The organism is Sphingomonas sp. UYP23 (assembly GCF_054059235.1).
Genome location: NZ_JBSSBX010000001.1, coordinates 870,339 through 883,868, shown reverse-complemented (window position 1 = coordinate 883,868; position 13,530 = coordinate 870,339). Strand labels below are relative to the sequence as shown.

Here is a 13,530-nt window from a genome sequence, read left to right as displayed (position 1 = left end):
CTGTTTGTCGCTGGCAAGATTTATGTGGTGCTTTGATTGTCGCTGGGCGTCGATTGCTCGACCGTCTTGATTGTCGCGTAGGTCGGCGGTCTGCCAGCACCGGTACGTCGCTGGACGGCGGTACGACGCCGGTAGCTTTCGACGTTCATCTCGAAGATGGTTGCGTGGTGGACAAGGCGGTCGACGGCCGCGAGTGTCATGGCGGGATCGGGGAAGATCCGGTTCCATTCGCCGAACGGCTGATTGGCGGTGATGAGCATCGAGCGTTGTTCGTAGCGCGCGCTGATGAGTTCGAAGAGGACCGAGGTCTCAGCCTGGTCCTTGGTGACGTAGGCCATGTCGTCGAGGATCAGCAGATGGTATTTATCGAGCTTGGCGATGGCGGCCTCCAGCGTCAGCTCGCGACGCGCGACCTGGAGGCGCTGGACGAGATCTGAGGTCCGGGTGAAGAGCACGCGCCAGCCATTCTCGATGAGCGCCAGGCCGATCGCGGCAGCCAGGTGACTCTTGCCGCCGCCCGGCGGGCCGAACAGGATGAGGTTGGCGCCCTGTTCGAGCCAGCCGTCGCCCGCGCAGATCGCCATGACCTGGGCACGCGAGATCATCGGCACGGCATCGAACGCGAAGCTGTCGAGCGTTTTGCCCGGTGGGAGCTTGGCCTCGCCAAGGTGCCGCTCGATGCGGCGTCGATCGCGTTCGGCGATCTCGTGCTCTGCGAGCGCGGCCAGGAAGCGGGCAGCGGGCCAGCCCTCCTTGTCCGAGCGCGCGGCCATCGCGGGCCAGTGGTGCTTGATCGCGGGAAGACGCAGGTCATTGAGGATGAGCGTCAGACGCTGCGCGTCGATCGGTTGGGTCATGTTGGTCATGCCGCCACTCCGTTCAGCAGGATATCGTATGTGCTGAGCGGTGCCAGCGTGACGACGACCTCGGGGAGTGTTGCGGGATCCGGCGCGAAGCGTCGGCGCAGCGCCGCCATGTCCGGCAACCGACCAGCATCGAGATCGGTTGCGAGGATGTCGGCGAGCTCTGCCTCGCAGGCTCGCTCGTGCGCAAGCGCGAGCAGCTCGACCATCGTGCGACAGGCGATGCGGTCGGGCAGTTGCTCGAGGAGCCGGTCGAACATCCGCCGATACGCCTCGCGCGGGAACAGCTGCTCGCGGTAGACGATGCCGATGAGCGCCATCGGCTTACGCCGCAGCGAGTGGATCACGTGCCGATAGTCGACCACGTGACCGTGCTTACCGTTCCCGACTGACCTGCCGCGCAGAAGCGTCATCAGCCTGGTCGCGCCAAGGAAGACGTCGAGCAGATCGTCATAGAGCCGGACGCGCAGGCGGTGCCCGATCAGCCGCGAGGGAACGGTGTAGAACACCTTGCGCAACGTGAAGCCGCTGCTTGAGGTGACGGTGACGATCACCTCTTCGTAATCGCTGGTTCGCCGGTCGGGTAGCAGCTTGAGGTGGACGCGCTCGGCATCGATCCGTGCTGCCGCCCGGCGGTTCTTGGCCGCGATCACCTCGTCGATGAACCGCCGATAGGCGGCCAAGTCGTCGAACGCGGCGCTGCCGCGCATCAGCAGTGCGTCGCGGATCGTCTTCTTGAGATGTCCGTGCGCGCTCTCGACCGATCCGTTCTCGTGCGCGACGCCGCGGTTGTTGCGGCTCGGCGTCATGCCGTAATGCTCGCACAGCGCATCATAGCGACGGGTCAGATCGGACCGGGCGTCGGCATCGAGGTTGCGGAACGCAGCCGACAAGCTGTCGGTGCGATGATCGAGCGGGCTGCCGCCGAGCGCCCACAGCGCGTTCTGCAGTCCTTGGGCCAGTGCGGCATAGCTCTCGCCGCCGAGGATCACATGGGCATGCTCGAACCCCGACCAGACGAGACGAAAGTGATAGAGCCGGTGATCGAGGGGAACGCCGGCGACCGTAACCGCGAGATCGGCCATATCGGTGAAGTCCGACAGTCCCATCCGGCCTGGTTCGTGGGTCTGGCGGAAGATGACCTCCTGCTCCTCGCCATGAAGCGCCCGCCAGTCGCGGATCCGTCGTTCGAGCGTACGCCGGACCCCGGTGCCAAGATCGGGATGGCGTCGCAGCATCTCCTCGAATACCGCGACCGAGCGCAGGCCGGGTGCTTCACGAAGCAGCGGCACGACCTCGGCGTCGAAGATATCGGCCAGAGGATCGGGACGGCGTCGTCCCCGAACAGCCTCCTTTTGCGAGGGCAGCCGCGGATCGCCAGCGATCCGATATCCGCTCGCCGTGCTGAACCCGGCCTTGGCAGCCGCGGTCGCGACGCCGTCACTGTGTCGGAACTTCATATAGAGCCTCATCTGATGATCGTTGATGTGGCGACCGGGCATCTGCGGCTTCCCCTGCGAGCGAGGAAGCCGGGAATACCCGACCGACCGTGATCATCAGCGGCAACGCCCCATCAGGAACGCGCCATCGCGAGGGGCTACGTCGGCTCCGGGCTACGCCCTGCGCCGCCGCAGCCCCTCGCGATCCTCATCCTGTTTGTCGCGCTTTGCTCATCCTGATCGCCGCGCCGCACACCAGGCCATCGGCTCTGGCCGACCGTAATGACCATCGCCGCGCAGCGTGATCCGGGTATCGGGCCAGTGGCGACGGATACGTCGCACGAGCCGGCGAACATGGCCGGCGACTTCCTTGCCCGACGGCGTTTTGCCGGTGCGCAGCAGCATCGCAACCGGCCGCCCGGTAGCGGTGTCGTAGACATGGATCGGCAGGAAGCAACGCTCGCCGTAGTGCCCGTTCCAGAAGGAGAGCTGCTGCGCGCCGTGTACGACGTCGACGGTATCGTCGATGTCGAGCGTCACCGCCGCAGGCGGCACGGGGTAGCTCGCGCAATAGAGGTCGACCAGCGTGCCGGTCAGACGGATCAACTCGCGCGTAGTCGGCGCGTTCTCCCACCGGCTCATCGTCGGCTGGCTGGCCAGCCCGAACGGATCACCCGGCAGTTTGCCGAGCGCCAGCTTGAACCCTGGATCATGCCGCAGGGTGTCGAGATCGTCGGCGTCTTCATACCCACACGAGATCGCCAGCATGCGGGCGCGCAAGATGTCGGCGACCCGGTGGATCACCCGACCCTGATCGCGCGGATCAGCGATGCAGGCGGCGAGCCGATCCGCGATCCCCAACCGCCGCTCGGCCTGTGCGAGCAGTAGCACGCCGCCGTCCGACGTCAGCCGACCGCCGTCGAACGCGGCGGTGATTTTTCGACCACGAATGGCTGGGAAGGTAAAGGAGAACCCGCTATCGTCAGCCATGGCGGTCGTGGCACTTTCTGTCTGGAGCAGAGGGATGGCGTAAGCACCCTTTCTCTACTCCAAACCAGAGACTTAGACCACGATCGCCACCACCGATTTGGGCTCCCGATGAATAATCCGGGTTAGTTCCAAATTGATGAAAAAACGTCCGCGTTCGATAGCGGCGCTGTGACACATAGACGGTTGGCCTTAGCCTAAAACAAGTATTGAAGTACTAGAACAAAACATAAACAAAACGCTGTCCTACACGCCCCGAATCTGCCTACCCTCCGCGCACCACCCGCAACCGGAGGCACTGTCATGCAGAACCGCACCCCCGTCGCGCGCGAGGCGCGACCGGCTCTTCCCGAGTTCACCCCCGTCCCCCGCAAATATCGCCATGACGGCTGGACGCCCGAGCGGCAAAAGGTGTTCATCGAGGCGCTCGCCGATACCGGCAGCGTCTCCCGCGCCGCGGCGATGTGCAACATGGCGCAGGCCAACGCCTATACGCTGCGCCGCGCGCCCGGCGCCGAGGAGTTCCGCCGCGCCTGGGATGCGGCGCTCGACTATGGCGTGCAGCGATTGAAGGACATCGCGTTCGAGCGCGCGATCGAGGGCGAGCTCGTCCCCGTCATCGCCGCTGGCAAGGTGATCGGCTACCGCCGCAAGCGCAACGATGCGCTGCTGATGTTCTGCCTGCGCCACTATGGCCAGGACGCCGAGGGGCGCTGCACGACGATCAACTATGTCAGCACGCGCGCGACGGCGGGCGCGAGCGCGGGCGGTGGTGGCGGCGTTGGGATTGGGGCGAGCGCGGGTGCGACCGCTGGCGCCAGTGCCGGTGGGGGCGCCGAAGCGGGTGCGGTTGCCGAGGCGACGACTACGACGATGCGCACCACCGTCGCGGGGACGCCTGATCTCGCGGCGGTGGCGGCGCGCGGCGATGCGCTGGCGGCGTCGCTCGAGGGGTTTGCCGGGGTCACGCTCGATGCGCAGGCGCACGATGCGGTGATGGCGGCGCTCGAGTGCCTTGCCGCGCGGCGGCGGGCGGCGGTGGCGGCGCAGGAACAGGGCGGTGAGGCGGCGGCCGAGGCTGCCGAGGACGACCCCGACGTGGCGTTCTTGCGCGTGCCGCAGGGTGGGTCGGAGTATCGCGGGACGCTGCTGCCGTCGGCCGCGTGCGAGGAGGACGCGCTCGTCGAGGGGATCGATCCGTTCGAGCCGCATTGGAGCGAGCATGGCGGGGATCTGCCGCTGTGGGTTTCCGAGCTGGCCAATGGGCGAGCGCCGTCGCGGGCGATCGTCGATGCGGTGGCGGGGGATCCGGGGGCGGGCGTGGCGGGGGATGGGGTGGCGGCGGTCAAGCGGCCGAGGCGGCGGCGGAAGGGTGGGTGAGGGGGCTTGCTTCCCCTGTCGTCACCCCGGCCTTGTGCCGGGGCCCACCGTGCCGCTCGCGCCGCGATGGCAGCGTGTGCGGTGCGGTGGGCCCCGGGACGGGCCCGGGGTGACGGTTCTTTTTGGGGGGGGGCGTGTCCTCCCTTTGTCACCCCGGCCTTGTGCCGGGGTCTACCGTGCCGCGCGCGCCTCGATGGCAGCGTGTGCATCCCGGTGGACCCCGGGACGGGCGCGGGGTGACTGTTGGGGGGAGGGCGGGGTGTGGAGCGCGCCGCGGCAAAGCCGCGTCGTCGGACGGCGCTGCTAGCGCCGCCGGCCGGAGTTCGGCTGATCCTCGTCTAACGACCCGATTGCTGCGCAATCGGGGCGTTAGGCTCGGGCCTCACTCTTCCCCCATCCTCAGCGCCGCAATGAACGCCTCCTGCGGGATGCTCACGCTCCCGTACTCGCGCATCTTCAACTTGCCCTTCTTCTGCTTGTCGAGCAGCTTGCGCTTGCGCGAAGCATCGCCGCCATAGCATTTCGCCGTGACGTCCTTGCGCATCGCGCTGATCGTCTCGCGTGCGATCACCTTGCCGCCGATCGCCGCCTGGATCGGGATCTTGAACAGATGCCGCGGGATGAGGTCCTTGAGCCGCTCGACCATGCCGCGCCCGCGCGTCTCGGCGGTGCCGCGGTGGACGATCATCGACAGCGCGTCGACCGGCTCCTCGTTGACGAGGATGCTCATCTTGACGAGGTCGCCCTCGCGCTTGCCGATCTGCGTATAGTCGAAGCTGGCATAGCCCTTCGACAGCGACTTCAGCCGGTCGTAGAAATCGAACACGACTTCGTTGAGCGGCAGCTCGTAGGTCGCCTGCGCGCGGCCGCCGACATAGGTGAGATCCTTCTGGATCCCGCGGCGGTCCTGGCAGAGCTTCAACACGCTGCCGAGATATTCGTCGGGGACGTAGATGACGGCCTGGATCCACGGCTCGGAAATGCTCAGGATCTTGTTGGGATCGGGCATGTCGGCGGGGTTGTGGAGCTCGATCGTCCCGCCGCCATGCGTCAGCTCGATGTCATAGACCACCGACGGCGCGGTGGTGATGAGGTCGAGGTCGTATTCGCGCGTCAGGCGCTCCTGGATGATTTCGAGGTGGAGGAGCCCCAGGAAACCGCAGCGGAAGCCGAAGCCCAAGGCCGCGCTGGTTTCCATCTCGAACGAGAAGCTCGCGTCGTTGAGGCGCAGCTTGGAGATGCTCTCGCGCAGTTTCTCGAAATCGGCGGCGTCGACCGGGAACAGGCCGCAGAACACCACCGGCTGGACTTCCTTGAAGCCCGGCAGTGCCTCCAGGGCAGGGCGCTTGGCGTCGGTGATCGTGTCGCCGACGCGCGTCTGCGCGACTTCCTTGATCTGCGCGGTGATGAAGCCGATTTCGCCCGGGCCGAGATCGGTCAACTGCTCGATCTTGGGCCGGAAGCAGCCGACGCGGTCGACCAGGTGGAGCGTGCCGGCCTGCATGAACTTGATCTGCTGGCCCTTTTTCAGGACGCCCGCGACCACGCGCACGAGGATGACGACGCCGAGATACGGGTCGTACCAGCTGTCGACGAGCATCGCCTTCAAGGGCGCATCGGCATCGCCCTTGGGCGGCGGGATGCGCGTGACGATCGCCTCGAGCACTTCGGCGATGCCGATCCCGGCCTTGGCGCTGGTAAGCACGGCCTGGCTCGCGTCGAGGCCGATCACTTCCTCGATCTCGGCCTTGACCTTGTCGACGTCGGCGGCGGGGAGATCGATCTTGTTGATGACCGGGATGATCTCGTGATCGTGCTCGATCGACTGATAGACGTTGGCGAGCGTCTGCGCCTCGACGCCTTGCGCGGCATCGACGACGAGCAGCGCGCCTTCGCACGCGGCCAGACTCCGGCTGACTTCATAGGCGAAGTCGACATGGCCCGGCGTGTCCATCAAATTGAGCGTATAGTCGACGCCGTCGTGCGCAGTGTAGCGCAGGCGTACGGTTTGCGCCTTGATGGTGATCCCGCGTTCTTTCTCGATGTCCATGTTATCAAGGACTTGCTCGGACATTTCGCGGTCGGTGAGGCCGCCCGTCGCCTGGATCAGGCGATCGGCGAGCGTCGACTTGCCATGATCGATATGCGCGATGATCGAGAAATTGCGGATGGTGTGGAGAGGGGTCACGAATTCGCCCGGATAAGTGCTGCGGAAAGGAAAGGCGGCCCATAGCATCGCACGCGCCCGCGCACAAAGCCCGTCGATGGGGCCGCAATACGCCTATGCCGTCTGGCGTGAATCCGATATTGGCTGCGTAACGAATCTTTACGGGGGTAATATGGCAAAAGTCTTGGCCGGAGTGGCGATTGCGGCGGTGTTGGCGGGCGTACCGATGCAGGTGGGGGCGCAGCGCCTGGCCAAGCCGTCGGGCACGCAGAAGTTGCAGGAAGCGACGATGAACGACGTGCCGCGCTGCGCGCGCAAGCACGGCACGATCTCGATCGTCGATGGCGACGATTCGCGCGGCTGGACGCAGTACAATCTGGCGCCGCCGCAGAAGCTGCTCAAGGTGCTGGTCGCGCGCTCGGGCTGCTTCAACCTCGTCGATCGCGGCAGCGGGCTGCAGGCGGCGCAGCGCGAGCGCGACATCGGTGGCGATCTCGGGCTGCAGCGCGGCGCCAATGTCGGGCAGGGGCAGATCAAGGCGGCGGATTACGTGCTCCAGGCCGAAGTCCAGGGCGCGAACAGCAACGCGAGCGGCAGCGGCGTCGCGGCGGGGATCGGCGGGCTGCTCGGCGGGCCGATCGGCGGGCTCGTCGGCGGGGTGCGCAGCCGCAAGATGGAAGCCAATGTCGTGCTGTCGATCACCAACGTCCGCACCACCGAGACGCTGGCGACCGAGGACGGCTATGCCGCCAAGAACAGCCTGAGCTTCGGCGGCGGCGGCGGGGTGTTCGGCGGTTTTGCCGGCGGCGGCGTGGTCGGCGGCGGGTACGACAATACCGATATCGGGCGGATCGTGACGCTCGCCTTCATCCAGGCGTACAGCAAGCTCGTCACCGAACTCGGCTACACCAAACCCGGCGATACCAGCACCGCCGAGGCATCGCCCGCCAAGACCTTCACGACGCAAGGCCCGGTCGCGATGCGCAGCGCGGCGAGCGCCGCGGGCAAGGTGGTGCGGTCGCTGCCGCCCGGCGCGATCGTCTATCCCACCGGCAACAAGAACGGCATGTGGTGGGAAGTCGCCGACGAGAATGACAATGTCGGCTGGGTGCTCAACACCAAGCTCGCGCCTTCGCGCTAGAGTTCACCCTCTCCGTCACCCCGGGCTCGTCCCGGGGTGACGGCTGGGTGGTGATCGTGCTGGCGGTGCGCCAAGCGGCGCGGTAGGATGTGGCACTATCCCAGGAGACGATGCCATGAAGTTCGCTGTTCCGCTTATCGCCGCTGCCACCGCCGCCTTCCTCGTCGCCGCGCCTGCCAGCGCCGCGCTCAAGGTCGGCGATACCGCACCGAACTTCTCGACCGACGCCGCGCTCGGCGGCAAGACGCATCCCTTCTCGCTCGCCGCAGCGCTCAAGAAGGGGCCGGTCGTGCTCTACTTCTTCCCCGCCGCCTTCACCTCGGGCTGCACCGCCGAGGCGCATGCCTTCGCCGAAGCCGCCGACGATTTCACCAAGCAGGGTGCGACGCTGATCGGCCTGACCGCGGGCAATGCCGAGCGGATCAAGGAATTCTCCTCGGTCGAATGCCGCGACAAGTTCCCGGTCGGTCTTGCGACCCCGGCGACGATCTCGGGCTATGACGTCGCGCTGCCGCAGAAGGCCGGCTGGACCAACCGCACCTCGTACGTGATCGGGAAGAACGGCAAGATCGCCTACGTCCTGTCGGAGATGCAGCCCGCCGGGCACATCACCGGGACGCTCGCCGCGGTGAAGGCGCTCAAGGCGAAGGGCTGATCCAACCCAAACCCGCCGCCTCGATCGCTGCCAGTGCAGCGGCGAGGCGCGCGGGGCCCTGGCCGCCGACGATCGCATAGGCCAGGCCGCGCCGATCGAGCTCAGCGCGCGACAGATCGAAGAAGCGCTGGCGTTCGGTCGCGCTCCCGAACAGGCGCGTGCCGTCGTCGATCCACGGCAGATCGATATCGAGCAGCAGATACAGGTCGGCGGTGCCGTGCCACGCGTCGAACCACGGATCGCGGCGACCGAACAGCATGTCGGCCCACACCGCGGTCATCAACGGATCGGTATCGAGCAACAGCGGGTCCGCGCCCATCGCCAACGCAGCGCGCGTCTGGGCATCGTGCTGCTGTGCGATCTCGACCAGATCGGCCATCGTGAAGTCGGTCCCGTGCGTCTCGGCGAAGGTGCGGCCATATTCGGGCACGAAGATCGTGGCGAAATGCGCCGCCAGCTGCGGGATCAGCGTTGATTTGCCGGTGCTTTCGGGCCCGTGCAAACAGATCGTGCTCATGCGGCGACCGCCGCCCGCCGCGCGACGCGACGCCAGTCGATCAGCCCCCAGAGTGCGAGCACGAGGAAGATCGTGTAGAGCAGCATCGTCAGCTTCAATCCCTTGGCGGCATACAAAGCGATCGAGCCGATATCGACCGCGATCCACAGCCACCAACTCTCGAGCTTGCGGCGCGACTGCAGGATCTGCGCGACGACGCTGACGATCGCGAGCGTCGCATCGAGCCAAGGAAACGACGCATCGGTGAAGCGGAACATCGCATAGCCCCAGCCCGCGCTGCCCACCGCGGCGGTCACGAGCCACACGATGCGCTCGCTGTTCGGCAAGGTGCCGACCGCAACCTCGCCGGTTTGCGCCTTTACGTGCGCCCAGTTCCACCAGCCGTAAATCTGCACGACGAAGAAGAACAGCTGCAGCAGCGCATCGCTGTAGAGCTTCGCATCGACGAAGATCACCGCATAGAGCGCGACCATCGCCAGCCCGAACACATAGTTCCAGATGCTGCGCAGCACGACCAGCGTGACATTGGCGAGCCCGAGCCCGAACGCCAGGATTTCGAGGGTGGTCATACCCTCCCGCCTAGCAGCGCGATTGCGCCAGCGTCGAGCATTGCGCGCGGCCAAGGCGATTTTCCGCTTGATAGTCGCGAGACGGGGGGCTACGCGCTGCGCCCTGCAATGTGTCGGGGCGTGGCGCAGTCTGGTAGCGCACTGGTCTCGGGGTCCAGGGGTCGTAGGTTCGAATCCTATCGCCCCGACCATTGCAGCATTAGCCCCGAATTGCCGTGAGCATGACTCCGGCCGATACCGCCATCGCGGGCCGGTGGCCTCGGCGATTTTGGTGCTGTCGCAACCTGTGTTCCGCCATGTGAAGCGATTGTCACCTTGGCGTCGCAATTGCGCCATGCCAAAGCACCGATGCGAGCCTAATCTATTCTACCTGAGGACACCGACCGCATGAGCCGCGCTCCCGTTTTCTACGATGCATCGGGACGGCGGCGCCGGCGGTTCGCGATGGCGGTCGTCGCCTTTGTCCTGCTGGTGGTGATGGCGGTGGCGGCGCTCGCCATTTCGATCGGCGCGGTGCCGCGCGCGCCCTTGCTGCCGGTCGAGGCCGAACACGCCGCCTTCACCAAATTGCCGCCGCCGCACGAGCCGTTGCTACGCCGCGCGCGGCATGGCCTGAGCGGCTATGCGCGTCTGCTCGGTGCACCCGCGCGCGGCGTCGGGGTCGATCAGCCGCTCGCGATCGCCTTCCACGTGCCGTGGGACGAAAGCTCGACCGCGTCGCTGCGGCGCCATATCGGCGAGCTCGACTGGCTGGTGCCGGGCTGGGTTTCGGTCTCGGGCGCGAACCATCACATCACGGTGTTCCGCGACACGGCCGGCCGCGAGATCATCAACCGCGCCAGCCCGCGTCCGCTGATCCTGCCGATGATCCAGAATGCGATCGACGGCAAATGGGATGCCGCCGGCATGGAAGCGCTGCTGCGCGACCCCAAGCTGCGCAAGAAATTCCTCGATACGCTCGAGCCGTGGCTCGCGGCGAACGGGGCAGGGGGCGCGTTCTTCGATTTCGAGGAACTGTCGCCCAAGGGGCAGCTCGATTATCAGGCGTTCCTGCGCGAGACGCGGGCGCGCTTCGCCAAGCGGAACTGGGTGATCGGCATCGCCGTGCCGGTGGGCGCGGCGGAAGACGAAGCCGGCGGCGAGGCCGGCTGGAACATCGCCGCATTCGCCAAGATCGTCGATCGCGTCGTCCTGATGGCGTACGACCAGCATGAAATCAGCGGCGAGGCCGGCCCGATCGCGTCGCAAAGCTGGTTCGAGCAATCGGTCTCGCGCGCGGTGCGCAACGTGCCGCGCGACAAGATCGTCGTCGCGATCGGCAATTACGGCTATAATTGGCACGACGGCACCGGCGAACCGCTCGCGATCGACGAAGCGTGGGAGGCCGCGCGCGAATCGAGCGCGATGCCGACCTTCGACAAGCAGAGCGGCAATAGCGGCTTCGCCTACGAGGAAGCGGGCAGCCGCCATGTCGTGTGGATGCTCGATGCGGCATCGGCCTACAACCAGATGCGCTGGTTGCAGAAGGTCGGGCTGACCGGAATCGGGCTGTGGCGCCTGGGGTCGGAGGATCCCGGACTGTGGTCGATCTTCGGGCGGGGGCATCGCACCTTGCCGGCCCCCTCGGCGATCGAGAACATTCCCGCAGGCACCGACGTCGATATCGATGGCAGCGGCGAAATCCTCAAGATCGCCGGCGTGCCGGTCAAGGGCGTGCGCCGCGTGCAGGTGACCAAGGATGGCGCGGTCGGCAATGTCAGCTTCGAGACGCTACCGTCGCCCTATGTCGTCGCGCGGACCGGCTACAGGCCGGGCCTGGTCGCGCTGACCTTCGACGACGGCCCCGATCCGACCTGGACGCCCAAAATCCTCGACATCCTCAAGGCGAAGAAGGTGCCCGGCACCTTCTTCGTGATCGGCGAGAATGTGCTGACGCAGCGCAGCCTGATTAACCGGATGGTCGCCGAAGGGCATGAGATCGGCAGCCATACCTATACGCACCCCAATCTGGCGGGCGCGACGCAGTCCGAGACGACCTTCCAGCTCAACACCACGCAGCGGCTGTTCCAGGCGTTCACCGGCCACACGCTGCGGCTGTTCCGCGCGCCCTATTTCGGGGACGCCGAGCCGAGCACCGCGGACGAAATCGACCCGGCGCTGATGGCGCAGGACCGCGGCTATATCTCGGTCGGCCTGCACGTCGATCCGGGCGACTGGAAGCGGCCCGGGGTGCAGAACATCATCGACGGCACGGTCGACGAGGTCACCGACCCCAAGGGCAAGTGCGACACGTCGAACCCCGATCCGCAGTGCAGCCGCAACATCGTGCTGCTCCACGACGCCGGTGGCGACCGGTCGGAGACGGTCGCGGCACTGCCGCAGATCATCGACCAGCTGCGCGCGAAGGGCTACACCTTCGTGCCGGTGTCGACGCTCGCCGGCATTCCCAAGTCGGTCGCGATGCCGACGCTGTCCCCCTCGGATCGCGCCGCGGCGGAAACCGATCTGTTCATCTTCTCGGTGCTCGGCGGCGGGGTGATCGCGCTCGGCTGGATCTTCTTCTTTGCGATCAGCATCGGCATTGCACGCGCGGTGATCCTGTCGCTGCTCGCACTGATCCAGGCGCGGCGCGAGAGCAAGGCGGTGTTCCCGGCGATCGACCCCAACCGCTTCGTCACGGTGATGATCCCGGCGTTCAACGAGGAACTGGTGATCGAACGCGCGGTGCGCGGCGTGCTCGCCTCGACCGACGTTCGGATCGAGGTGATCGTGATCGACGACGGATCGAGCGACGATACGAGCGAGGTCGTTACCTCGGCGTTCGCGGGCGATCCGCGCGTGCGGCTGCTGACGCTCGAGAATGGCGGGAAGGCGCGGGCGCTCAACCGAGCGCTCGAACTGGCGACGGGCGAGATCGTCATCGCGCTCGATGCCGATACGCAGTTCGAGCCGACCACCATCGCGCGGCTTGCGCGCTGGTTCGAGGATCCGAAGATCGGTGCGGTCGCGGGCAACGCCAAGGTCGGCAATCGCGTCAATCTGCTTACCAAGTTCCAGGCGGTCGAATATATCACCGCGCAGAATCTCGAGCGGCGCGCGCTCGCGCGGATGAACGCGATGACGGTGGTGCCGGGTGCGGTCGGCGCGTGGCGCCTGGCGGCGATCCAGCAGGTTGGCGGCTATCCCGATGACACGCTCGCCGAGGATCAGGATCTGACGATCGCGATCCAGCGCGCGGGCTGGGCGGTGACCTACGACCAGTACGCCGTCGCCTGGACCGAGTCGCCCGAGACGATCAAGGGCCTCGCCAAGCAGCGCTTCCGCTGGGCGTTCGGCACGCTGCAATGCCTGTGGAAGCATGGCAGCATCATGGCGACCGGCCGCCCCGCGGGCCTCGCGCGCGTCGGGCTGCCGCAGGCGATCCTGTTCCAGATCGTGTTCGCGGCGATCTCGCCGATCATCGATCTGGCGCTCATCGTCAGCTTCGTGATGACCTATATCGCGGTGCAGGCGCATGGCTGGGCGCAGACGCAGCACGATGTCGACAAGATGCTGCTCTATTGGCTGGTGTTCACCGCGATCGACCTGCTCGCGGCGACGGTCGCCTTCGCGCTCGAGCGGCGCGAGCAGTGGCGCTTGCTGTGGCTGCTGATCCCGCAGCGGATCGGCTATCGCCAGATCATGTATTATGTCGTGCTCAAGGCGATCACGCAGGCGCTGCGCGGGCGCAGCGTCGGCTGGGGCAAATTGGTGCGGACCGGGCGGGTGCAGGCGCGCTGAGGGACGTCCACCCGGCTGTGACATAAGCGCGA

General features: G+C 66.6%; 9 protein-coding genes, 1 tRNA gene and 1 pseudogene. 5 read left to right on the top strand and 6 right to left on the bottom strand.

What is annotated here, in order from left to right; genetic code table 11:
• Nucleotides 1-20 precede the first annotated feature (20 nt).
• From istB to ACVWYO_RS04460, 3 genes and pseudogenes are all read right to left on the bottom strand, one after another.
• On the bottom strand, nt 21-857 hold the full coding sequence (gene istB / locus ACVWYO_RS04470; protein WP_457354858.1) for an IS21-like element helper ATPase IstB: 837 nt from the start codon (nt 855-857) through the stop codon (nt 21-23).
• 5 nt (nt 858-862) lie between these two features.
• The gene (gene istA / locus ACVWYO_RS04465) at nt 863-2,365 is read right to left on the bottom strand and encodes an IS21 family transposase (RefSeq protein WP_457348964.1); all 1,503 of its coding nucleotides are present in this window, start codon (nt 2,363-2,365) and stop codon (nt 863-865) included.
• 189 nt (nt 2,366-2,554) lie between these two features.
• A pseudogene (locus ACVWYO_RS04460) lies at nt 2,555-3,292 on the bottom strand (IS1380 family transposase); the annotation flags it as partial.
• A gap of 300 nt (nt 3,293-3,592) precedes the next feature.
• On the opposite strand from ACVWYO_RS04460, the gene ACVWYO_RS04455 reads away from it, so the two are divergent.
• Nucleotides 3,593-4,669, top strand: a complete 1,077-nt coding sequence (locus ACVWYO_RS04455) for a hypothetical protein (RefSeq protein WP_457348963.1) — start codon at nt 3,593-3,595, stop codon at nt 4,667-4,669.
• Nucleotides 4,670-5,051: 382 nt separating this feature from the next.
• Here ACVWYO_RS04455 and lepA read toward each other — a convergent pair whose 3' ends face one another.
• Nucleotides 5,052-6,905 carry a translation elongation factor 4 gene (gene lepA / locus ACVWYO_RS04450; RefSeq protein WP_457348962.1) on the bottom strand — a complete coding sequence of 618 codons (1,854 nt, stop codon included), beginning with the start codon at nt 6,903-6,905 and terminating at the stop codon, nt 5,052-5,054.
• Nucleotides 6,906-7,008: 103 nt separating this feature from the next.
• Between lepA and ACVWYO_RS04445 the strand changes: the two genes are divergently transcribed.
• Entirely contained in the window at nt 7,009-7,977 is a 969-nt protein-coding gene (locus ACVWYO_RS04445) for a CsgG/HfaB family protein (protein WP_457348961.1), read from the top strand.
• A 115-nt stretch (nt 7,978-8,092) separates the two neighbouring features.
• The gene (locus ACVWYO_RS04440; RefSeq protein ID WP_457348960.1) at nt 8,093-8,632 is read left to right on the top strand and encodes a peroxiredoxin; all 540 of its coding nucleotides are present in this window, start codon (nt 8,093-8,095) and stop codon (nt 8,630-8,632) included.
• On the opposite strand, the gene ACVWYO_RS04435 is transcribed toward ACVWYO_RS04440, so the two are convergent.
• Together ACVWYO_RS04435 and pnuC are read right to left on the bottom strand one after the other, a co-directional pair.
• A complete protein-coding gene (locus tag ACVWYO_RS04435) occupies nt 8,616-9,149 on the bottom strand; it encodes an AAA family ATPase (RefSeq protein ID WP_457348959.1) in 534 nt (177 codons plus the stop codon). The genes ACVWYO_RS04440 and ACVWYO_RS04435 overlap by 17 nt on opposite strands.
• On the bottom strand, nt 9,146-9,718 hold the full coding sequence (pnuC, locus tag ACVWYO_RS04430; RefSeq protein WP_457348958.1) for a nicotinamide riboside transporter PnuC: 573 nt from the start codon (nt 9,716-9,718) through the stop codon (nt 9,146-9,148). Before pnuC ends, ACVWYO_RS04435 begins: the two co-directional genes overlap by 4 nt.
• Nucleotides 9,719-9,832: 114 nt before the next feature.
• Here pnuC and ACVWYO_RS04425 point away from each other — a divergent pair.
• Nucleotides 9,833-9,909 (top strand) — tRNA-Pro (locus ACVWYO_RS04425).
• 196 nt (nt 9,910-10,105) lie between these two features.
• Nucleotides 10,106-13,498 carry a polysaccharide deacetylase family protein gene (locus ACVWYO_RS04420; protein ID WP_457348957.1) on the top strand — a complete coding sequence of 1,131 codons (3,393 nt, stop codon included), beginning with the start codon at nt 10,106-10,108 and terminating at the stop codon, nt 13,496-13,498.
• Nucleotides 13,499-13,530: the final 32 nt, after the last annotated feature.

Bases quoted from the DNA above. Each gene is read 5' to 3' on its own strand.
- istB (WP_457354858.1), bottom strand. From the start codon at position 857: ATGACCCAACCGATCGACGCGCAGCGTCTGACGCTCATCCTCAATGAC.
- istA (WP_457348964.1), bottom strand. From the start codon at position 2,365: ATGCCCGGTCGCCACATCAACGATCATCAGATGAGGCTCTATATGAAG.
- ACVWYO_RS04455 (WP_457348963.1), top strand. From the start codon at position 3,593: ATGCAGAACCGCACCCCCGTCGCGCGCGAGGCGCGACCGGCTCTTCCC.
- lepA (WP_457348962.1), bottom strand. From the start codon at position 6,905: ATGCTATGGGCCGCCTTTCCTTTCCGCAGCACTTATCCGGGCGAATTC.
- ACVWYO_RS04445 (WP_457348961.1), top strand. From the start codon at position 7,009: ATGGCAAAAGTCTTGGCCGGAGTGGCGATTGCGGCGGTGTTGGCGGGC.
- ACVWYO_RS04440 (WP_457348960.1), top strand. From the start codon at position 8,093: ATGAAGTTCGCTGTTCCGCTTATCGCCGCTGCCACCGCCGCCTTCCTC.
- ACVWYO_RS04435 (WP_457348959.1), bottom strand. From the start codon at position 9,149: ATGAGCACGATCTGTTTGCACGGGCCCGAAAGCACCGGCAAATCAACG.
- pnuC (WP_457348958.1), bottom strand. From the start codon at position 9,718: ATGACCACCCTCGAAATCCTGGCGTTCGGGCTCGGGCTCGCCAATGTC.
- ACVWYO_RS04420 (WP_457348957.1), top strand. From the start codon at position 10,106: ATGAGCCGCGCTCCCGTTTTCTACGATGCATCGGGACGGCGGCGCCGG.